Below are 23,349 nucleotides of genomic sequence, written 5' to 3'. Positions count from 1 at the left end.
AAAACGGAATTATTCTAGCCAAGAATATTCATGAAAATAAGTTAGACGAACTAATTAAAGTAGTAACTGCCGATAAATAATCTTCTCTTTTTTTAATTTTTTTTCCCGTCAACTTGTGATTACTAATATTCTCTAATATTTGTAAAGAGTGGGGGGAGATACTTATATCTATAATGTAAAGAATTAAAAATGAAATTAATTACTTTCACAATTCTTGGTATGTAATCTGGCTTTGATGTAAAAGCATAAAATTATAGTGTTGTACTGATCTTTCTTATTTCACAAAAGGATACAATGTGTATATTTTTTACACAATTTGGGTAACACCTATACATCGTAAACTTGTATAAACTATTGTAAACGCCTCATTTTCTACTAAAAACGATAATGGCATGAGGCTTGCTAAATATGATTTGTCCATTCTTCTATACAATTTAATTTGATCGTTGAACAGAGTAATTAACGATAAAAATGAATGAAAAAAGAATAGACATTTTAATTAAGAGCCATAATATAGAAATCGATAGTAATACAACAATACAAGCATGAAAACTGAAACAATTTCAAAACAATTTTACGCTACAAACAATGCTACAAATAGCAATGAACATTCTTTAGCAAGTTCTTTCTTTAGTATTAACAGCAAATCTTTAAAGAAGGCAATAAAAGATAATGCAAGTCCATTAGGTTTTATTGTACTTATAAGTAGTTTTATATTAATGATTACAGGAGCTTTCTTGGTTTATAAATTCCAAGCAGACTTTGATCAATTTCATATAGACAGAATAAACTCAACGTGGGGTTATCCGTTTTTGGTAATAACTACAGTCTTTTTTATGTTTAAGGCCGGAGTTTTTCTATATAATTTATTTCTATATTTTCGTTACAAGCCTATCGAATCAGTTTCTGATGAATTATTGCCTACCTGTACGATAATCGTTCCTGCATATAACGAAGGCAAGCTAGTTTTAGATACCTTAATAAGTTTGGCAGATAGTGATTTTCCTGAACAAAAAATGCAAATACTTGCTATTGACGATGGAAGTAAAGATGATACTTGGTATTGGATGCAACAAGCAAAAATAAAATTAGGAGATAGATTGTCAATTTATCAGCAACCTAAAAATCAAGGAAAACGTCACGCACTTTACCGTGGATTTGAATTAGGTACTGGAGATATTTTTGTTACAGTAGATAGTGATTCAGTTGTGAAAAAAGATACAGTACGAAATTTAGTTAGTCCTTTTATAACTAATGAAAAATGTGGAGCCGTTGCAGGTAATGTTCTCGTCTTAAATAATAAAAAAGCGATACTTCCTAAAATGCTAAATGTAAGTTTTGTAATGAGTTTTGAGTTTGCACGTTCTGCTGAGAGTGTTTTAGGATCTGTTTTTTGTACTCCAGGAGCTTTAGCTGCTTATCGTAGTGAAGCGGTATATGAATGTCTTCCAGAATGGATCAATCAAACTTTTATGGGGCAGCCTTCAGACATTGGTGAAGACCGTGCGATGACTAATATGATTTTAAAACAAGGACGTCAGGTATTGTTTCAAAGAAACTCATATGTATTAACTAATGTACCTGAAGATTATACAGGATTGTATAAAATGTTTATCAGATGGGGCAGAAGTAATGTGCGTGAGAATTTAATGATGGCAAACTATGTTTTTAAAGATTTTAGAAAAGGATCTAAATTTGGAACAAGGCTTTTATATATAGACCAAACATTAAAGATTATTATGGCATATCCATTCGTCTTATTTATGTTATTCTTTATAGCAATGCATCCAATATTATTTTTTGGTTCTACACTTTTAAGTATTATGATTGTATCAAGTTTTTCAGCTTTATTTTATGCTAAAAGACACAGTATTTCTGAATCATTTTGGGCTTATTCGTATAGCATACTTTTTACCTTTGGATTGTTTTGGATTACTCCTTATGCTATTGCTACTGCTAATAAAAGTGGCTGGTTAACGCGTGGTTTAGCTCAAGGTAAATAAAAATATAGACAATGATGTACTTCGGTACATCATTGTTTAATTAAACAAGATAATAATTTTTTATTATCATTTTTATATTGGAAAAGCATAAGAATTATCTAAGTTAGAGCATGCTCTTGAACGAAATGATAAATGTTAGAAAAGCGCTTATATAGAACTAAAAAGGGAAGTTTTGACTATTTGTTAGTTCAGCATACTAAAAATATAAATTATATTATTTGATACCCCGTTGAATTTACTTTTATAATTTTAAAAGATAAAAAAATGGGAATCAAATTAAATCCCATAAGGATATAAAACCTATATAAACTTATGAAACGGAAGATACTTTATCAATCGTATTTAGCTTGCAATTTTTAAGATTGCAGTAAATAGTATTATAATTGCATAAGTAATAAACAGTAAATAGCCAGGTGTGAGTCTCATCCTAATTTTGGCTATTTTTTTTAATTTATTCCGATGTAAGTTCTTTGTCTGTAAGTCTTTTTGTTTTGGAATACTCATAATTAATTTATCTTTTTATTATGTGTGCAAAGACAGTACCTGTATTATATATGTTGTTTAAATTATTGATTATAAAGTAATTGTGTGTTTTATAGTCTTTTGATATAAAATAAGTACTATCAAAATGATATGGTATTTCTCAAAATAAAGTAGTTAATAAAATTTGTGAAGTAATTTTAAATAAATAATGAACTTAAGCTTGGTGTTCCTAATTTCCCTTAATTCTGTTTAAGATTCCTTTCATTAAAGCTTTTCCATCACGTTTCTGTTTTGGAACTTCTTGTGCTTTTAATCTTCCATTTTCAACCTTAAATACATAACTAAATGCAAATTGTGGCTGTTTAGGATCTTTGGTAAGTAAACCAAAACGCAAGTCATTAAAGTGATATTCATTATTTTTTTTAGTTATAATATACCATCCTTCACTTACTTTTTTCAAGGTTTCAAAATCAGAGTTTCCGCTAAGTTGTTCTGAAAAGTTATTGTTTTTTTTATAGCTTTCAAAAGTAATTGGCAGGCTATCAAAGAGCGAATAATCACCTAATAAATAAGCCTCTTTAGTAGCTACATTAGCATTCCATAAAATACAATTAAAGGCAGTAGGTTTCACGATGATACTATCATAAGCAATATGTTGTTGTTGCAATGCATTTTTAAATTGCTGCAAAGCATATAGTTTTAATCCACAAGTTACTAAGAGATAGAATGAGCTAATATATATTCCGCGTAAAACATATTTTTTCCTCATAGAGAAAGTAGGTTTTCGCCAGGCTAAAATTAAACAAATAAGCAGCGGAAGTGTATATAGAGGATCAATTACAAAAATAGTTTTTAAGGCGATACGGTCAGGTAGTGGCCAGAAAATTTGCGTACCCCAAGAAGTAAACATATCCAAAAGAACATGAGTAAGCAAACACCAAAATACCATAAGGCTAGCAGTACGGAAATTAATTTTCCCCCGTTCTATTTTGGCAATAGCCCAGCCTAAAATAGGTGTAAGCAATCCAAAAAATAATAAGGAATGACTTAGTCCCCGATGTATTGCTACACCATCAACAGGATTTAATAACTGTCCAAAAACTACGTCCAGATCAGGAATAGTACCTAGAATAGCACCATATATAAACGTTTTTCGTTGCAGTTTATCGCCTGCACATAATTCGGCAGTTGCAATTCCTAGTATAATCTGAGTAAAAGAATCCATGAGATAATTATTGATTTGTAAATTTAAACAGAAAGAAGTCTTATCCTGTCGAAAAAAACTTTTATTTAATCTTAACTCGTTGCTATAATTATTTTCAACACAGATTCAGTAAATTTAAACAGACTTAATTTTAAAAGTAGTCATAAAAAAATATGCGTTTCATCAGTTTCAACTTTTTAAAATGTGCATAACAAAAAACTTTTACATGCTGAAAATTAGAGTTTTTACCATTTCCAGTTAAAGGCTTGTTATAGAGTAATCTTAGAGTTAAATTAGTCAATAAAAGGAAGGCCTTATTAATAAATTAATTAATAACAGCAAGGAGATTTTTTTTACAAAATAATCACTAAATTAGATTGAAAATAGCGGTTATGAATAAAACTACGTATGTATTTATTGGTCTTTTTACTGTTGTAATTTTATTAATTACGGCACGTATTTATTCAGGCGGAGACGAGCCTGAGCCAGTTGGAACTACAAAGAAGGAGTATCAGCCAGGTATACTCTTATCTTTTGATGATAATTATGTTGAAGACTGGTATAATGCCGAAAAAAGATTGCATCATTTAGGATGGAAAGCAACTTTTTTTATATGTAAATATGATTCTTTGACAGCCAAGCAAAAGAAAAAATTACACTACTTAAAGGATATGGGGCATGATATAGCAGCACATGGTTATAATCATGAAAATGCACTTAAATATTCAGCAGCATACGGAATTAATAAATACATAGATAATGAGATAACACCTCTAAAAGTAGCTATGGATAAAGATGGGTTTAATATTCGCTCATTTGCTTATCCTGATGGGGCACGTGATGCTGCTTTAGATAAGGAATTATTAAAACATTTTGACATTATAAGGGGTACAACTTACGGAATGCTTTCTCCTGAATCGCAGTATTGCTATTATGAAGGAAACAGAGTAATTTACGGTTTGGGTATCGATGATGATTATAAACAGTTTAATGTTGATTATTATAAAAGGTTAATGGATTATGCCAAGAAGCATAACAAAATTGTTGTTTTCTATGGTCATAAAACAGTAGATAATGCTGACGAAAGACTAGAAACGCCACTTGCAGCATTAGAAGAGTTGTGTAAATACGCAATAAATAATAATCTTAAGTTTTATACGGTTGATGATTTGAAAAATTTATAATTCACTACAGCACTATAGATTTAGTATTTAAAAATAGAGTTAAATCGTTTTCTAAAACTGTACCAGCAATGGGATATTAAAAGTGATATTAGAAAAAGTTAGACGACAGAATTACTAATCGACTATTAAATATTTTTTGTCGGTTGGAGAAGCGCTATCGTGGGTAGGTTTTTTAATCTAGGTAGTGTAAATGCTATTTTTGAATAAAAAATTTAACCTATCTCACTACTTAAACCATTTATGTAGCTTTTAATGCCCCTGCCACTTTATGGCTTTATTTTTATCAATGTTAAAAAAGTAAACCTAAAGTTTCTCTTGTTTTTTGTATTGTACTTTTTAGCAGATTGTTATCTGCAAGAGTGTAGCCAACGCTACGTCAGCCTTGAATTTATTGTATTAAAGTTTAGAAAATATTAAGTTTGATTTTAGCTCTTGGAATTGTCTTTTCAGTAAGTAAAAAAGACCGTGAAGAAATTGGATTTACATTTAAAGGTTAATCGATTGCTATAGTGTTAAACAAAAAGAAGAACTTTCTAGCTTATTAGGTATAAAATAAAAAAATAGAAGGCGATAGAAATAATGTATCGCCTTCTATTATTAATTAATCTTTGTACTACGATAACAAGTTAAGTTTAATGGGCTTTGCTGTTTTCGAAACCAAGAATCGTAATTCTATAAGGAGTAGAAGAAACTTTTATTTTCTTTACAATAGTCATAGCAGGTAAGCTTAGTTGTAATAATTCTCCAGTAGTTGGAGAAGTGATATAAGCAAAATTTTCTGTTAGTTCAATTTGAGGTTTCGTTAAAGCAGCTTTTGCCGTTTCTCCAATTACCTTTCCTTCTTTTTCAACTTGCAACGTAGTTAAATTGAATAATTTAAAATTACCGTTATGCAATAAAATGCCTAGTTTACTCTTATTGTAGCTTACTTTACATTGTAGAATATCGGCACTTTGTAAAATTGGCTTAATTGTATTGTTAATAACATCAATTAAGTAAGCACCTTTATCAGCAGTATAACCTATAAATTTCCCTAGTGCTTTTGTTTCTAAAATACTTCCGAACCATGATGTTCCAAAACCTTCAGGATGGGGCATAAGCTTTTGCTTTCCTGTGCTTTCAACTACAAGTATACCGCTTGCTGAACCAAAAACAGCATAAGTTCCGTCAGAAGCATTTCCGTGAATTCCTTTTGTTGAAATTGTAGCTTCAAAAATAGTTTTACCTGTATTAGCTATAATTTTTACTTTTTCAGGAAGTGCTCCTGCAACCGAATTGTCTTTTTGGGTAATGGCATATGTTCCATTAGAAAAAGTTGCCATAGCACCATGATGAGCTAGTAAGCCTGTATTTATTACTTTAAATTTAGCTCCAGCTGTATTAACCTCAGATTCTTTGGCTACAGATAATGTTCCATCACCATCATTAAAAGTTAGTAATTCTCCAATTTTACTTTTAAAATGAGTAGGCAGAGACGCTTGACCCGTTAATGCACCAAACTTTGGAATTCCGTCTACATCAACATGGTCACCATGACCTTCAAAACCACTGTCAAAAGTTTCTACAGTATTGTCTGCTCTATGAATGATTCCTGCATATCTGCCTGATTCAGTAGTGTAAATAGCGGATTTTGCAAATTTCGCATTAAAAAAAGTAGAAGTACCAGCTACTGGATTAACAAGCGTAATCTCAGTTGTTTTTTCATCAGAAAGTAATACTCTCAAAAACTTATATTCAGCCAAAGTTTCCTTTGGAGTTTCATTAGTATTGTTGTCATCGTCATTGCTACAAGAGATTGTAAAAGCGGATAAAGTAAATAATAAAATCAGTTTGAAATAATTGTTTTTCATAGTTAATGTGTGTTTAAAATAATATTTAGATTAGTATTTAATGGTAATAGACATTGATTTATATACAGTGAGATTGTAGGTGGTATTTTTATACAAAACCACCCAATTATATACTCCAGATTCCCAGGCTTTTGCGCCAGTAATTGGGTTTGGGTTCGGCTTGTTTTCATCGTTTAAGGCACCTATAACAATTTTTTCACCACCCCAAACATCATTTGTTTTTTGTATTGTTGTAATTTTTGATCCAGGTCCAAGGCCTTTATGCTCGACTTTTGAAATGATGATTACTTTTTTAAAATCAAGATTATCAATACTCTCAGGATGATAATTAGCACTTTTTTTAATTAGTACAGAATACAATATTCCATCGCCTTTAATTTGGCTTATCTGTGCATGAGCTGTTAGTTCATCATTTTTTTTGAAGATCAGTTCAGGTTCTACCCAAGTTCCCATATGATAAATTAAAGTTTCGTTACGAGAAATCATATCTCTACCAATTAATGGATCGGTAGGTAAATTAGCAGCATCGACAATCGTTATATCTTCTTTAATCTCTAACTTAGAACCATTGCTATCCAATACTATAAAGTAAAAGTCATATTTACCTTCAGGAGCTTCTTTAGGAATATTAAAGTGTTTATGGACAGTTGTGTTTTTAGTACCAACATATTCAGCCCAACTTAGTTCTAATTTCCAATCTTTAGCATATTTCTCTCCTTTTTTAGGAAGTATTTTAAGTTGTACAGCTGCAATTTTATAACCAGCGGTAACATCTGCATTAAAGTGAAAATCACGACCAATGATACCTTGCTTATTATTAGCAGAGCCTATTTCTAGATTCGTCATGGTTGGTTTTGCAGCTTTAGGGGGATTATCGTCGTCATTGTTACACGCAGTAAATGCGCTAACAAATAGTAAGAACAAGGGGAACAAATTTGTTTTTTTCATAAGGGTTTTTGTTTAAAAGAGTTTATATTATTTTTGTTTAAGAATTAAAAAAGGAATTTTAAGGGATACAATAATATTTCTGCTAGCCTCAGGAAGTTCAATTAGCCTGTAAAAGCTGGTGTGATTGAGGTATTTTGTATTAAACAAGTTTTGAACTTGCAAGGAAATAGCTAAATCCTGTTGTCCTGCTCTTACTTTTGTTCCCAATGCTAGGTTGAAAATAGTACTGCTGGCTGTTTTCTTTTCAGGAGGTACAATTAGATTTTGTTTAGCTGTATATCGAAAATCAAGTGAGAAATACGTATCTCTTAGATTTTTGATTTCTGGACTATAAGTTAAACCGAATAAAACTGATGCAGGAGGAGAAAAGGGTAGGGTATAGCCTTTTTTGCTACCCGATAGTTGTTCCGAATAAAGATATTCTACGAGAATTTCACCACTTAAATCTTTTAAGAATTGATAACGAGTTTGTAATTCACCTCCATATCGCATGACTTTACTTTGTGAATATTCAAAAACCTGATTGCCTGCTCCGTAATAAATATCATGTTGCGAAGTAGGGTTGAGATAGATGTAATTCGGAAAATAATTAAAAAAAGGACTTAGTTGTACAGACCATTTATTCTCCTGCCATTCTAATCCAAGATCTAACTGATAGGATTGTTCAGCAGCTAAGCTTGGATTTCCTTTTTCGAATCTAAAATAATGATAATTTACGCCGTTTGAAGCTAGTTCTTTGGCAATTGGCATCCTAAAACTAGTTCCGGCATTGGCTTTCAAAGAAAATTTTTCCAGATTATAATTTACTCCAGCCGACCAGGTAAAGCTTCTAAATGTTCGTGTAAGTTCTTCCGAACGTTGTAAGTATTCAAAATTTGTTTCCCCATTAGTAGTTACTTCACTTTCAAACCAATCTGTATATTGTTTTGTTTTGATTTTGCCACGGTCCAATCGTACTGCTGCATGAAGTAGCCATTTTTCGTTTAGCTGTAATTTATCGTAGGCAAATGCACCCATATTAATTTGTGTAAAAGCAGGAATCAAGAAACTCCAACCACCAATTTTATTTCGTTGTACTTCGGTATTTAATCCCACTGTAAATTTGTGTTCACCTAGTGCAAACTCATCTTTTATAGCTACCGAAAATACTTCTTTGTCGTATTGACGTTCAAGATCCTGAGGGGCATACATATCGTCAGGATATATTGGTGGCATAAAACCATGATTAACATAATGACTTCGCTCGCGACGGAAATTTTTCTGAAAACCCAATTGAGTTTCCAATCGATGTTCGCCTAATTGAAAAGAAGTAGTATTACTTATTTTGGTATGGTTTACTTCCTGATGAGGCATTTGTATGTCTCTGCTTGATTTATCATGAAGCTCAAGATCTACATTTCGAGGTTCAAGACCGTGAGCATTGGCAAAAAAACCAGTTTTATTATATATATTACTGGTATATAAAACAGATTTAAACTTGGAGTTTATATATCCAACGCTAGCATGTAAATCTAGTTCACGTCCTGCAGTATTTCGCAAGTGATTTTTATACAACGGGACAGCATAATTATACACATGAACAACATCAGTAGGAACACGATAGTCTCCGTAATCCATTGTTGTCATTCGGGTATCAAAAAACCAATTGTCATTGCGCCCAAATAAATTGATAGAACTCCCGTATTGTTCGTTATTGGTTTTACCAGTGAGGATAGCACTTCCTCCCAAAACGTGTTTGGCAGGAAATGGTAAAGGTTTTATATTAATAGCACCGCCAATAGCATCTGATCCATAGATAAATGAGGATGGTCCTTTGATTATTTCTACACGATTTACAGCATATTGGTCAATTTCGAGTCCGTGATCAGCACCCCATTGTTGCCCTTCATGTTTAATACCATTTTCTACAACAATAACCTGATTAAAACTTAATCCTCTAATTAGAGGTTTTGACCCGCCAGATCCAATTGAGATGGTTTTTACACCAGGTAATCTTTGTAATGATTGCATCAAGCTGCCACCAAGATTGCGCTGGATAAAACTACTAGTCACTACATCTATGCTAAGCGATTCTTTTTTGTTGAGGCGTGTTGCATAATTATCTTTTATTATAACTTCTTGTAATTCTTTAATTTCTGGATGTAAAAGAATATCTGGTTGTGCATTTGGATTTTTATCCAAAAAAAGTTTAATTTCAGATGGGATATAACCTGAATAACGAATAATAAGCTTCTTTGAGTTTAAAGGAATTTGATTAAAGTAAAAAGCGCCTTCTTTATTCGTGATTGTGGTTGCAAAAGAGGGATAAATCGTTACAGTCGCACCTTCTAATGGTTTATGATTATTAGAAAATATTTTACCAGATATGTTGGTTGTTTGCGCTGATACTTTCGTAAAAATAACTACGCAAAACAACAACAGATAGATAATCCGTAATCGATTTGATTTATATTTGTTCATCAAAATCACTTATTTAATTTTGATGCTTAAACCTTTAATCGTCTGCCAACCTTCTTTATCGGTTAAGCGAATAAGGAAATGATAATCTCCAGGATCTATATCTGTAGGAATGTTGATTTCCTGAGTTGCTTCGTAACTTTTTAATCCTTCTGGAATAGTTACAGAATTGATGTAAAGCAATGGTTTTACTGGTTTTTTTACCGCTTCGGGAGTACAATTATTTACTTCAGTACTATGGTTATGATGGTCGAAATTATGATGTATATCCAAGCTATATGATCCTAATGCCGAATTGTCGGTAAACTTTGCTCTGAATATAAATTTTTGTCCACGAATTGCTTCGCTACATTGAATTGGGAATGCATTTGCAGCCGAAATGTCTATTACTGGATATTCAGTATCAATTTTGTTGTCATCACTATTGCTACAAGCAGTAAATAGACTAGCTATTGCAAATGTTGCCAGCATAAATCTTGCAGTTTTAGTTTTATCTTGTTTTAGTTTTACTCTGTTCATAATATATTAATTTTTGGTTACAGGTTTAGAAATACGCTTTTTGAAATGACTTAGTTGAGCGCATTGCCAACTTAAAAAGGAGTATACAAGAGCATATTCATAGCATAATTTTCTATGAAATAAGCATTGTTTTTTAGGAATAGTAATTAAGTAGTAGTAAAATCTTGAATTTTTAGTAAACGAAATCAAAGTCAGCTTTTATCTTCTTAGTTCTATAAAACTATTTGAAATCTTATAAGACATTTAAGAAAATATAAGTTTTATAAACATTTTGTTTATAGGAACTTATATAACTTATTGAGTTAGTTTTTACAAGAATTTAATAAACGCGAGATCTATAAGCTGGTTGCTTATAGCGACCTATGAGTATGATTGGTTTTGTACTAAATAAGCTCAAATAAGCTTTTTTAAAATTGATAATGCCGAGAGGCAAATTGCTAATAGATTTTACTTTAAATTGTTGGAGGAGCTCGAAGAGCAAATAAGGATCCTTTAAAGAAAGAGGAATAAGATTTTAAATAAAAAGAAACAGATGTGGTTATGCTACACTTTTTATAAAACTCAAAAGATATGAAAGTAAATGTACTTACAGGAGTGAATTTAAAATGACAAATAGCACATTCTTCAGAAGAATGATTGTGTGTTATAAGTTCAGTTTTAGCAGAATTTAAGTGCAGTGTACTTTTATGTCTTACATCATGACTTTGAGTATGTTCATAAGAATGGATTACTGGAAATAGTATTGCGAATACTACTATCAGCGGCATAAGAAGATTAATAATTTTAAATTTCTTTTTCATTCTAATGAATCAATATTGTTAGAGCTTAGATAAAAACAAATAGATTATTTCTAGTTTTAATCTTTTTTCCTTAATGCAATGTTGTTGCAAATATAGAAATCTTATTTACAAATGCAACATTGTTTCATTAAAAATAAATAAGAGCAATCTATTTTTGTTCTTTCATTTTAATTGAGAATTGCAACAGATGTATAAAGGCTATAAATTTTCTGCTCTAAAGATTGATAAAGTGATTTGTCTTCTTTTGTAGCAACAAGAAAATAATCAGTAAAATAACAGCATTTTTCAAAAAATAATTCTTGATATGTATATTACATATACTTATAATTGCTTCAAAAGGTAAAGGAAACTGTTGTTAAATTTGCAGTCAGTAAAATTTTTTAATAAATAAAAGGTACAGTACTTTATAGTGATTTTGGTTTTGAAAACTTCATAAATGACACTCTAAATAAAGTTAAATTAAATATTCAAATAAAAGTATATAATTAGGTGTAAATTAAGTGAATGAATAGTATAAATATTTTTTGTAAAACTAGGAATTTCTAAGTTTATGAATACCCAATTAGCAATAAATAAAAAGGGCAGTTCAACTGAACTACCCTTTTTTTATGAAGGAATTTTTAAAAATATAGTATCTAATTTTAAAAATATAATTTTAGTTTTTTTGCGAAACAGCTAAAATAGCTTCGGTTACATCTTGGTTATATTCCTGCTGCACTATTGTCTACTAAAAACAATAATTCTCCTGAAACAGGTTTAATCAACTGCATTGGGTAGGTATTAGGGTTATAATCTCCGTATAATACTTCTTTCAGAGCATGAGTCTTTTTTTGACCAAATGCAACTACGATTATCTTCTCTGCTTTATTTATTAAAGGAGCAGTTAAAGTAATACGATGCATATTTTGTGATTCTAATCGGTAGGCAGCTACCCATTTTGTTTGCTCTTGAAGTACTGCTTCACCTGGGAAAAGAGAAGCGGTATGACCGTCGTCTCCAAGACCTAGAAAAATAAGATCAAATTTTCCGTTAGTACCTAAAACAGTTCTGATAGATTGCTCATATTCAACAGCATAATCTTCGGGTGAAACCCCATCTTTGTACATTGGGAATACATTGTTCTCAGGGATGGGTACATGACTTAAAAGGGTATCAAAAGACATTTTTGCATTACTGAGATCGTCATCAAGAGGTACCCAGCGCTCATCACCCCAAAAAATATAAACTTTATTCCAGTCTATCTTTGTTTTGTATTCCGGAGAAGCTAATAGTTTGTATATTCCTGCTGGTGACGAACCTCCAGTAAGTACGGCTGTAAACCTCCCTTTTTCGAGTATTGCTTTTTTTGCAGCTGCTACAAAAAGGTCAGCAGCCTTATTATTTATAGCTTCTATAGTATTATATATCTGTATCATTTTAAATTTTTTATTTCACAATATTTTGAGTGTTAGCAACCCAAGCGTGTCCTTGACGAGCAAGTAATTCGTCTGCAGCTTCGGGTCCCCAGCTACCAGCTTTATAATTAGGAAAATCAGTAGGTGCATTATTTTTCCATACTTCCTGAATTGTATCAATTGCATCCCATGCTTGTTCAACCTGATCCCAACGCATAAATAGGGTAGGATCTCCTGCCAACGCATCAGAGAGTAGTGTTTCATAGGCCTCTGGTGACATTGTAGAACATTGAAAATAATCAAAAATCATTTCTGCAGGTTGTAAAGAAAGAGATAAGCCTGGTTTTTTAGTCATAAACTGTAACTTAATATCCATTGCAGGTTGAATATTTATGATAAGCCTGTTAGGAGTCATTCCTTGATTATCATATGAAAAGGAGGAATGGGGTACAGGTTTAAACTGAATGATAATAGAAGATTGCTTTTCTTGCATTCTTTTTCCTGTACGCAAATAAAAAGGAACCCCTTGCCATCTCCAGTTATCAAGATAAATTTTCATTGCCACATAAGTTTCGGTATTCGAATCGGGAGCTATTCCTTTATCATTTCGGTAGGAAGGAACAAGCTTGCCTTTTATTAAACCTTCATCATATTGACCTCTAACGGTGTAATGATTAACTTCATCTGGTTTTATGCGTCGAATCGATTTTAGCACATCAGCCTTACGGTTTCGTATGTCATCAGCTCCTAATGAAGCAGGAGCTTCCATAGCAGTCATACATAAAATTTGTAGCAAATGATTCTGTATCATATCTTTTAAAGCACCCACTCCTTCATAAAAACCACCGCGTTCTTCAACACCCACTTCTTCTGCTACAGTAATCTGAACAAAATCAATGAAGTTGCGGCTCCATAAGGGTTCAAACATAGAATTTCCAAAACGAAACGCAAGGATATTCTGAACAGTTTCTTTGCCTAGATAATGGTCAATACGGTAAATTTGTTCTTCGTTAAAAGTTTGTGATAGCATTTCATTAAGTTCAATCGCAGAGCTTTTATCGTAACCGAAAGGTTTTTCGATAATGATACGATCCTGTTTGGCATTGGCAGCTAGACGCAACTTTTTCATGTTACCAGAGATTGTAGCTATAAATGAAGGAGCTATAGAAAGATAGAAAAGTCTATTGGCACGTACACCAAAAGTCCGATCAATACTATTTAACTTCGAATCTAATTCTTGGTATGATTCTTCTTTATCAATATCATGTCTCAAATAAGTTATATGAGAAATAAATTTTTCAGTTTCTTCGCTAGAAAGTGCTGCTTTTCTCGAAAAACTATTTAAGTTTTCGATTACATAACTGCGAAATTCTTCGTTGCTTTTTTCAGCTCTTCCTAATGCGATAATCTGAAATTTTTCAGGCATGCGACCATCGAGGTATAGATTTTGAAATGCTGGAAAAAGTTTTCTTTTTGCTAAGTCACCAGATGATCCAAAAATAACAATTATAGTTGGATCAGTATTTTTAACATTATTCATTGTTTTCACTTAAAGTTTCTTAATCATTCCATTGGGTATGAAAAGTGCCTGGTAGATCAGTACGTTCGTAGGTATGTGCTCCAAAATAATCGCGCTGTGCCTGAATTAGGTTTGTTGGAAGATTTTCAGATCTGTAAGCATCAAAATAGGCTAACGAGTTCATAAGCCCAGCTACAGGCAATCCTTTTTGAACAGCAAATTGAATAACTTTTCTAATACCAGCTTGAGTTTCATTGAATTTAGCTGCAATATCAGAATCTAAAAGTATATTTGGCAGATTGGCATCTTTAGCAAATGCTTTTCTAAAATCTTCAAGAACATCAGCACGGATGATACAACCTCCACGCCATATTTTTGTAACAGTTTCTAAATTTAGTTCATAGTTATATTCCTTAGAAGCAGTTCTAAGCTGAGCCAGTCCTTGAGCATAAGTAATTAGGATAGAAAAGAATAATGAATCTTTTAGCGCACTAATAGCTTCGGGTACATTTGTAGTTGTTTGTTTGTCGTTCCAAACTAATTTAGTAGCAGCCTCAATTCTTTCAGGTTTACTTTTAGACATATCACGCATTACTACAGCAGCATCAATGGTAGGAACAGGTACTTGCAGATCCATAGCATTTTGAGAAGTCCATTTTCCTGTTCCTTTAGATTTTGCCCAATCAGATATCAGATTGATTAATCTCACTCCATTTGGCTCTTTTACTTTAAGTATAGCAGCTGTAATTTCGATTAAGAATGACTTAAGATCAGTTTTATTCCACTCTTCAAAAGTTTTTTCTATCGTATCTTCATCCAAATTATAACCGCGTTTCATTAGGTCATAAATTTCAGAAATAAGCTGCATTATTCCGTATTCAATTCCGTTGTGAACCATTTTTACATAGTTACCCGCAGATCCATTTCCTAAATATTCTACACATGGTTCACCATCTACTTTAGCAGCTATAGCTTCAAAAATAGGACGGAGTCTCTCGTAAGCTTTTTTATCCCCTCCCGGCATCATACTAGGACCAAATCGAGCTCCTTGTTCTCCTCCAGAAATTCCCATGCCAAAGAAATGAATCCCTTTAGTAGATAATTCAAGGAAGCGTCTATCAGTATCAGTAAAGTAAGTATTGCCGCCATCTATTATAATATCTCCTTCATCCAGATGCGGCAAAAGGCTTTGAATAGCACTATCGACAGGTTTACCAGCTGGTACCAAAAGCATAATTGCTCTTGGACGTTTGATAAGTTCTACAAAATGTTTAACGTCAGTTGTTGCTTCTAATGTATGCTCTGAATCAGCCTCCTGTTGTAAAGAGTTGACTTTTTCTGTATCTAAATCTAAACCTGCTGCTGCAAATTTATGGCTGGCAATGTTTAAAAGTAGGTTACGACCCATTACGCCGAGTCCGACAATGCCAAAATCAAATGTGTTCATAATTTTTAAAATTAACTAAATTATTAGTAAGTTTCTATTCGCAATGCATTGAAATAATGAGTAGTACAGCTTTTTTTTAATGCATTTAAAATCCCGATTTTTATTTTAATAACAGTTTTTTATTGTTTAAAATCGGTAGCGCTAAGTTAAATAAAAAGGTTGGAATACTATATAATAAACTAGCTGATCTATTGTATTGACTCTATCGAATTTAAGAATAGCACTTTTTGTTAGCACTTTTAAAAACTGAAAAAGATGAAGATGTAATAGTATTATTATTTGAGAACCGTTATTTAGATGTTACTTATATAGTTTATATTAATTAAAATTAATTTTTTTTGGTTTCTTAAACCTAGTAGGATTTTAAGTTTATAAACTTATTTTAAACTAAAATTCACTTTTAATTATATAAGATGCTATGAGATTATTAAAATGTTATAGTAGTTGTAAGATATTTAATTTTAGTTATTTATAATTTAATTTGGTACCTAAAAAAGAATTAAAAAAGACAAATAATATTTTGTTTTTTGATTCGCCAGAGGCAAGATTACAAATGGAAATGGAATTAAAACTCTATCTAAATAATGTATGGTAAACATTCTTTATGAAAAAAATAAAAAGAGTATAGTTTTTAGATAGTATATTGCATTACAAGAACGAGCAATTTTTTTGTATTTGATAAAAGAAGATTCGTAATAATTAAATTTGATTAGAATGAGATTGAGATTGAGGAGAAAACCAAAAATGACCTTAAAACGCTATTTTGATGAAAACTTTAAAGACCAAAAGTTATGGGAATATAACAAAGGAAGTGTAGAGTTACTGGTAGAACTGGTAAACTTGGTTCGTCCAAAAAAAATAAAAAAAACTACAGTTGTAGATTTATCAGAATTGATTTATCTGCTTAAGGAAAATCAAAATTATCGTGATGGGCTGACGAACTGTGTTAATGCTCATTTAGAAAAGAAGAAATTTAATAAGATCCTTTCTGATGCGGGTATTCTACAGAATGCAAATTTCTTTTATGAAGTACGTAGGCGACTATTTGCTAAATTAATTCCTGAACAACCTGAAAAAGATACACTGCAATTTATACTAAATCAGGTATTCTTTGTTAAGACTGATCCGCTTTGGATTAAAAAAATACCAGAGGAGCAAATAAGGGAGTTGTACTCTTTATTACAATTTCGCTCTATTTACGAATCCAGTGAAGAGAATTCATCGCTTACCGAATTAGTTTTTGCGATGGAGGTTATTACCTATCGTATATGTGGGTGTGCAATGGAAACGGATGTAATCCAGATGGTACCTGAATATGAAAATTATGAAAGTCCATTTCTTGCCTTCCAGCGAGAGTTATTGCTTATAAGCGAGAAGCTAATCGAATCTAGCAAGAACTTTATGCACCCTGATGATCTAGGTTATAAACAATTGATTATCCTACACAAACAATGTACAGATTATATAGAAACTGCTTTTAAAAACAGTAGTAAATTTGGGATTTCATTACGAGTAAATCAAAGCTTGTTGCGAATCCGTCAGCAACTTTATCGTCTCAAATCATTATTACCACTTTTAATACAGACAGAAGAGAAAGATGCTGATAAGAATACGATTTACCTCTCTTATATACTGATAAAATACAATTGTGATAAAAACAATATTGATAAATTAATCAGTGAGAGTACACAGCTTTTATCTTATGAAATAACACAGCATACAGCCAATACAGGAGAACATTATATTACAAACAGCCGTAAGGAATATTATAAAATGTTCTATTCAGCAGCTGGAGGAGGTTTTATTGTAGGTTTGCTGTGTATCATTAAACTATTATTAGGAAAAGTAGAGGCCAGTGGGTTTGGGCATATTTTCTTATACAGTATGAATTATTCGATAGGATTTATTATAATTTATATCCTTGGATTTACGTTGGCAACAAAACAACCTGCAATGACGGCTTCTGCTTTGGTAAGAGCTTTACAAGAAGGCTTTAAACACAAAGAGCAAGAAAAAAATGAATATAAATATAAAGAGTTCGCCATATTTTTTGCACGAGTATTCCGCTCACAGTTTATTGCATTTGTAGGGAACGTTACTATAGCATTTCCAGTTTCATTACTTGGTGTCTGGATTATTGATAAAGTATTTCATTATAATATTGCTAAAGAAAAATGGCCAGTTTTAATAAATGATCTGAATCCGATTTATTCTGCAGCAATTTTTCATGCTGCTATAGCTGGAGTTTTTCTGTTTTTATCTGGAATTATTGCTGGGAGTATTGCCAATCGAGACAAGCATAACCATATTTATTACCGCATTCAGGAACATCCCTTGCTAAAATTGAGTTTAGGAAAAAGAATGACTAAAAAACTGGCTACTTTATATGAGAAAAAATGGGCAGGAATTATTTCTAACTTTTGGTTTGGTGTTTTTATGGGAAGTACCGTTTTTATTGGAATATTTTTTGGATTGAACATTGATATCAGGCACATCACTTTTGCTAGTGGGAACTTTGCCATGGGGTTATATGGAGCAGACTTTTATGTTACTCATGGGATGTTTTTTTGGTCAGTTTTAGGTATTGGTATTATCGGTTTGGTCAATTTTCTGGTTAGTTTCAGTTTGTCACTTGGGCTTGCATTTCGTTCCCGAAACATTCCGATTTCTGAATTAAAACAGGTAACAGGTGCAGTCTTTAGGTATTTTTTAAGCAAGCCTTCGCATTTCTTTTTTCCACCAAAGAACCATACAATACAATAGTATTGCAATTATTAACCAAATAGTATTCTGATGAAGTTTTATGTATATATAACGCTATTAATAACACTTTCGTTAAACGCACAAAATAAGATAGATTGTTCTAAATGTTTAGTAGAACTTATTGACGATAGTAAATTACAAAATGAGGGTCTTTATTCTTTGAAATTATTAAAGAATGAAATTTATGCAAGGAAAGGGTATGTTTTTTCAAATCCTGAATATGCTAATTTTTTCAAGAAGTATAGTTGGTATAAGCCAGTAAAGGATAATAAAAGTATTGTTTATTCGGATATAGAAATTAAAAATATTGCAATTCTATCGCAGCTCATTAATGGGATCTCAGAGTTTCTTGTGAATGAAAATAACAGTAAATACATAATAATTTCAGAAGAAAAGACCAATGAAATTTTTACGAATGAGAAAAAAAAGGAATTAGGAATAAAATTTGATATCTGGAAGGTTTACAATTATAAAGATAAAACTGGAGAGTATTATTTAGTCTTAACAGAAAATAAAATTAAAGAAGCTGCTAATGGAAATTTTTTAAATAATTCTATTAAAGCATTCAACTTTAAAAAAGAAAACAATCGTTTGGTAAAAACTTTTGAAACCAATGATGCTAAAACTGAAAATGAAGAAAGTATTTGGTTTTGGACGCGGTATATTTATGTGGAAGACTTTGATAATGATGGTATTATAGAACCAATACTAATTTATGGAACTAGTGGTAATAATGGATATGATGATGGAAGAATAAAAATTTTACTGTATTATAAAGGTAAAAAGATCGGAATTCGAATTCAAAATGGAGTTTTAGATGGCGAACGAAACTTTACTGTAGATGCTGCTTTTTATGCTGTTTCAAAAAAAATACAAGAAAAAATTATAGAACAGATGAATTTAATAGAAGGGAACAATCATTCTATTCTGCCTTACGGATGGCAAAAAAAAATGGCAAAAAAAATGACTTTCATTCAAGAATAAAAAACATAATGAAACAGATTTTTCAAAACTAGATGTTGTTCTATTTAATTTATGGGATAAAAATCTAGTTTTGGAAATTGTTGGTTTTACTTTATGTATGTGACTGAACAAAAAAAATAATAAACAGCATATTCTTTAAAAAATATGTTATAAAAGTTTTAAAAATGGAGCTTAATACTTTAGAAACAATTGGAATTGATGCTATAGTTGATGTATTAAATCTGTCATTTTCAGATTATATTGTACCACTACAACTTAATTCAGAACAATTACAGGCTAAGATTGTTGCAGAAAATATAAAATTAGATTTATCAATTGGAGTTTTTTCATCTGGTAAGTTAGTTGGTTTTATGCTTCACGCTGTAAATAAATTAGAGGGGCAATTGATGGCTTATAATGCTGCAACAGGAGTTATTCCTGATTACCGCGGACAAGGCTTAGTTGCAAAAATGTATGATTATTTACTCCCAAAATTAAAAGTATTAGGTGTATCTGAAATGGTATTAGAAGTAATCGTAGGCAATACAGCTGCAATTAGAGCTTATGAAAAAATGAATTATAAAATTCATAGAACGGTTAATTGCTATGGAGGAACTATTGCAATAACTGATAAAAAAAATAGTATAAAAATTAAAGAATGGAGAGATTTTGAATGGGATACTTTTACCTCATTCTGGTCTACAGAACCTACTTGGCAAAATACAATTCAAAGCTTAAATAATAGCAAAGAGCATTGCCACATTTTGAAAGCCTATATCAAGAATGAACCCGTAGGTTATATGGTTTATAATCCTACGTCACGACGAATTTTACAAATTGCCGTTGCCAGTAGTCATAGACGTAAAGGAGTAGGGTCACAATTAGTAAATACGATGTCAGAAGCTGTAAATTCTAAAGAATTATTCATGAATAACGTTGATGACAATTCGCTAGAAACAAATACTTTTTTAAAGAATCTGGGGCTCCTAAATAAAGTGTCACAGTTTGAAATGAAAAGAAAAATATAAGACTCTTCAGTGCAACTCGTGTCGGTTCTTAAATAAATCAAAGAATAAAATTTCAGTTAATAAATAGCTAACAGTTTTAGATAGGATTTGTTGAGGTTTAAAGTGAGAAATGAATAAATTATCTTCTGAAGTAAAATATAATTTGCTTTAAATTATAAACACAATTCTTTTGGTGTTTCATGACCAATCAGGTTTACTTAAACAAGATTGGATTTTTTTTTAAACATATTTACTTTATAATAACTCAAATACTTAGATGTCGAGAGATCTATTAAATCATTAAAAGATGAAATACTTTGTAGAGCTACACTTCTTCAAACAGTGTATTTCTAAAAGGGTATTCAAATAATATTTTTCAAATAGCGTAACCAGTTACGAGTTTTTTTGTATTTTTGCGTAACTAGTTACGTAATTTATGGTACAAAACGATTTTTTAATTGAAATACAATTGGTAGGACTTACTAGCCGATTAAAGAGACTTACTGATAATATACTATATAGTACTAAAGATTTTTATAAAGCAGTAGGAGTTGATATTGAGCCAAACTGGCACCTTATATTCTTGCTTTTAAAAAAACATAAGGAACTCACAGTAACAGAAATTTCAGAACGTTTACAAATGTCACATCCAGCAATTGTTAAGGTTATCAGGAATATGAAACTGAAAGATTATATAGGAACTAAAACAGATACTACCGACTCACGTAAACAATTGTTGTATTTAACAAATAAAGCAGAGTTAGCATTGCCACAATTAGAAAAATGTTGGGAAGCCTGTATTCTAACCATGGAAGAGTTACTAGAAGGGAATGAGCTTTTCTTAAAAAATCTAGAGCTGATTGAGGAAAAAATTGGAAAGAAGAGCTACAAAGAGAGAACTTTAAATAATTTAAAAAAGATTTAAACAAACTATAAGAATGTTTATAGCAAAAACAGCAAGTTATGCTGGCTCAAAACTAATAAAAGGGAATTTTAAGAGATAATATATGGTTAGATATGTTTTGATGGTACTTGTAGGAGCTGCAAGTTTTGGTATTCTTTCGTCATTTGTAAAACTGGCATATAAGCAAGGTTACACAACACCCGAAGTTTCTTTTATCCAGGCACTTTTAGGTGCAATTGTATTATGGGCAATTGTTTTCTTTACAAAAAAGGAAAGTCAAAAGCCTAAAGAAATAGGATGGTTACTATTTACAGGAGCAGCTATTGGTATAACAACTTTTCTGTATTATTTATCGGTAAAGTTTATTCCAGCTTCTATTGCTATTGTGTTGCTTATGCAGTTTACATGGATTGGTATTTTACTAGAATGGCTTTTGTATGGAAAGAAACCGCTTAAAATGGAATTAATAGTTACAGCAGTTGTTATTTTTGGGACGCTACTGGCAAGTGGGATCGATTTTAATCAAAGTAATTCCTTATCGATAAAAGGGGTTGGATTTGTACTATTAGCTTCTCTTATTTACTCCATTTATATTATACTCAATAGCAAGACAGGCAAAGAAGGAAACTGGCAAAACAGAAGCGCATGGATTATGACAGGCTCCGCGCTTTCTATCTTAATTTTAAACTTCAAGCCTTTAGTGTTCTCTACCCACTTAGACTTTCATTTATTAAAATGGGGGCTTTTTCTTTCCGTTTTTGGAACCATTCTGCCTCCAGCTTTGTTCGCCATAAGCATTCCTAAAGTAGGCGTAACAACAAGCGGACTTTTAATGACTGTTGAGTTGCCAGTGGCTGTTCTTACAGCTTATTTGGTATTAGGAGAAAATATTACTTTCGTTCAGATTATTGGAATTTTAATCATGATAGTAGCAATTATAGTCATGAATCTGAAAAAGGAAAAACCACTTTCTGAAAAGAAACAAGAAGGGCCTCTTTTGAAAAGTTAGTGCAGATGCCTAAATGCTCAATCAATAATGGCACTGCTTTCTGTACAATAAAAAATTGATTTATGTACGTACAGTTTGTACTTTTGCCTTTATGAATGATAACTTTATAAATGAATATTTTGGGATAGGGATACAAAATGGTAAAACTCCCGAAAACTTAGGTGTTTTGTGGCGAACGGCTCAAAACTTAGGTGCTACTTTTATATTTACCATTGGCAATCGATATGCCAAACAAGCCTGTGATACTCATGATGCAGTAAAAGCAATTCCGTATTTTCATTATGATACTTTTGAAGCTTTTTTTGAAAACTTACCTAAAGGAGCACGATTAGTTGGTGTTGAATTAGATGAAAAAGCAACTGATTTAGAAGTCTTTGAGCATCCAAGACGATGTGTTTATTTATTAGGAGCAGAAGATCATGGATTATCCAGAAAAGCAATGGATAAATGCCATTATTTAGTGAAGTTTAAATCAGAAAAAAGTTTAAACGTGGCTGTGGCGGGAAGTATTATCATGTACGACAGAAACTTGCCCAAACCGCGTTCTTAAAACAGAACCGAAAAACCCCATAAGCTCCGATGACTGTTTACTTCGGAGCTTTTTCATAATTTGTATTTGCTTACTTTTTAGCTTAGACTGAACTGAAATGAGATGAAAAGGGCAATTCTATTAAATCGGTTGCTCCAGAAGTGCTATTATTACTTACTTTAACATAATAGGCTGAAAATAGTTTAGTACTCTACCAAGTCAAGAATATTACTATAAATTTCCATAATATAAAATTTACATTCTCTGTCATGCCAAGTAAATGCTATATTCTTACATATTTTAATTTTTATATTTAATTTTTTTATAAAAAATCTTACTAATTTGTTTTTTTATTAAGTTTTTATG

General features: G+C 31.5%; 17 protein-coding genes. 8 read left to right on the top strand and 9 right to left on the bottom strand.

Annotation, left to right across the window (positions count from 1 at the left end; all coding sequences use genetic code 11):
- Positions 1-545 precede the first annotated feature (545 nt).
- Positions 546-2,003 (top strand): glycosyltransferase family 2 protein, encoded by a 1,458-nt coding sequence (locus tag IUY40_RS17460; RefSeq protein WP_195738147.1) that lies wholly within the window; start codon positions 546-548, stop codon positions 2,001-2,003.
- A gap of 712 nt (positions 2,004-2,715) precedes the next feature.
- Here the strand turns inward: IUY40_RS17460 and IUY40_RS17455 are convergent.
- Entirely contained in the window at positions 2,716-3,711 is a 996-nt protein-coding gene (locus tag IUY40_RS17455) for a metal-dependent hydrolase (RefSeq protein WP_195738146.1), read from the bottom strand.
- A gap of 371 nt (positions 3,712-4,082) precedes the next feature.
- Between IUY40_RS17455 and IUY40_RS17450 the strand changes: the two genes are divergently transcribed.
- Positions 4,083-4,874, top strand: a complete 792-nt coding sequence (locus tag IUY40_RS17450; RefSeq protein ID WP_195738145.1) for a polysaccharide deacetylase family protein — start codon at positions 4,083-4,085, stop codon at positions 4,872-4,874.
- A 632-nt stretch (positions 4,875-5,506) separates the two neighbouring features.
- Here IUY40_RS17450 and IUY40_RS17445 read toward each other — a convergent pair.
- From IUY40_RS17445 to gndA, 8 genes are all read right to left on the bottom strand, one after another.
- On the bottom strand, positions 5,507-6,724 hold the full coding sequence (locus IUY40_RS17445; protein ID WP_195738144.1) for a hypothetical protein: 1,218 nt from the start codon (positions 6,722-6,724) through the stop codon (positions 5,507-5,509).
- Positions 6,725-6,754: 30 nt separating this feature from the next.
- Complete coding sequence (locus tag IUY40_RS17440) at positions 6,755-7,672, bottom strand: DUF4625 domain-containing protein (protein WP_195738143.1); 918 nt, start codon at positions 7,670-7,672, stop codon at positions 6,755-6,757.
- Positions 7,673-7,699: 27 nt separating this feature from the next.
- Complete coding sequence (locus IUY40_RS17435; protein WP_229335636.1) at positions 7,700-10,132, bottom strand: TonB-dependent receptor; 2,433 nt, start codon at positions 10,130-10,132, stop codon at positions 7,700-7,702.
- Positions 10,133-10,141: 9 nt separating this feature from the next.
- Entirely contained in the window at positions 10,142-10,648 is a 507-nt protein-coding gene (locus IUY40_RS17430; protein WP_195738142.1) for a DUF4625 domain-containing protein, read from the bottom strand.
- A gap of 452 nt (positions 10,649-11,100) precedes the next feature.
- Entirely contained in the window at positions 11,101-11,415 is a 315-nt protein-coding gene (locus tag IUY40_RS17425) for a hypothetical protein (protein WP_229335634.1), read from the bottom strand.
- 734 nt (positions 11,416-12,149) lie between these two features.
- A complete protein-coding gene (pgl, locus tag IUY40_RS17420) occupies positions 12,150-12,863 on the bottom strand; it encodes a 6-phosphogluconolactonase (RefSeq protein WP_195738140.1) in 714 nt (237 codons plus the stop codon).
- 10 nt (positions 12,864-12,873) lie between these two features.
- A complete protein-coding gene (zwf, locus tag IUY40_RS17415; RefSeq protein WP_195738139.1) occupies positions 12,874-14,382 on the bottom strand; it encodes a glucose-6-phosphate dehydrogenase in 1,509 nt (502 codons plus the stop codon).
- A gap of 19 nt (positions 14,383-14,401) precedes the next feature.
- Positions 14,402-15,808, bottom strand: coding sequence for an NADP-dependent phosphogluconate dehydrogenase (gndA, locus tag IUY40_RS17410; RefSeq protein ID WP_195738138.1), 1,407 nt, complete (start codon positions 15,806-15,808; stop codon positions 14,402-14,404).
- 744 nt (positions 15,809-16,552) lie between these two features.
- On the opposite strand from gndA, the gene IUY40_RS17405 reads away from it, so the two are divergent.
- From IUY40_RS17405 to IUY40_RS17380, 6 genes are all read left to right on the top strand, one after another.
- The gene (locus IUY40_RS17405; protein WP_229335632.1) at positions 16,553-18,571 is read left to right on the top strand and encodes a site-specific recombinase; all 2,019 of its coding nucleotides are present in this window, start codon (positions 16,553-16,555) and stop codon (positions 18,569-18,571) included.
- Positions 18,572-18,601: 30 nt separating this feature from the next.
- Positions 18,602-19,555, top strand: coding sequence for a YARHG domain-containing protein (locus IUY40_RS17400; protein ID WP_195738136.1), 954 nt, complete (start codon positions 18,602-18,604; stop codon positions 19,553-19,555).
- A 164-nt stretch (positions 19,556-19,719) separates the two neighbouring features.
- Complete coding sequence (locus IUY40_RS17395; protein WP_195738135.1) at positions 19,720-20,562, top strand: GNAT family N-acetyltransferase; 843 nt, start codon at positions 19,720-19,722, stop codon at positions 20,560-20,562.
- Positions 20,563-20,977: 415 nt separating this feature from the next.
- Positions 20,978-21,466 (top strand): helix-turn-helix domain-containing protein, encoded by a 489-nt coding sequence (locus IUY40_RS17390; RefSeq protein ID WP_195738134.1) that lies wholly within the window; start codon positions 20,978-20,980, stop codon positions 21,464-21,466.
- Positions 21,467-21,548: 82 nt separating this feature from the next.
- Positions 21,549-22,454, top strand: a complete 906-nt coding sequence (locus IUY40_RS17385; protein ID WP_195738133.1) for a DMT family transporter — start codon at positions 21,549-21,551, stop codon at positions 22,452-22,454.
- A gap of 91 nt (positions 22,455-22,545) precedes the next feature.
- Entirely contained in the window at positions 22,546-23,004 is a 459-nt protein-coding gene (locus IUY40_RS17380; RefSeq protein ID WP_195738132.1) for an RNA methyltransferase, read from the top strand.
- The last annotated feature ends 345 nt before the right edge of the window (positions 23,005-23,349 follow it).

This window comes from Flavobacterium sp. ALJ2 (genome assembly GCF_015594725.1).
GTDB lineage: Bacteria > Bacteroidota > Bacteroidia > Flavobacteriales > Flavobacteriaceae > Flavobacterium.
This window is presented reverse-complemented; position numbering and strand designations above follow the sequence as displayed.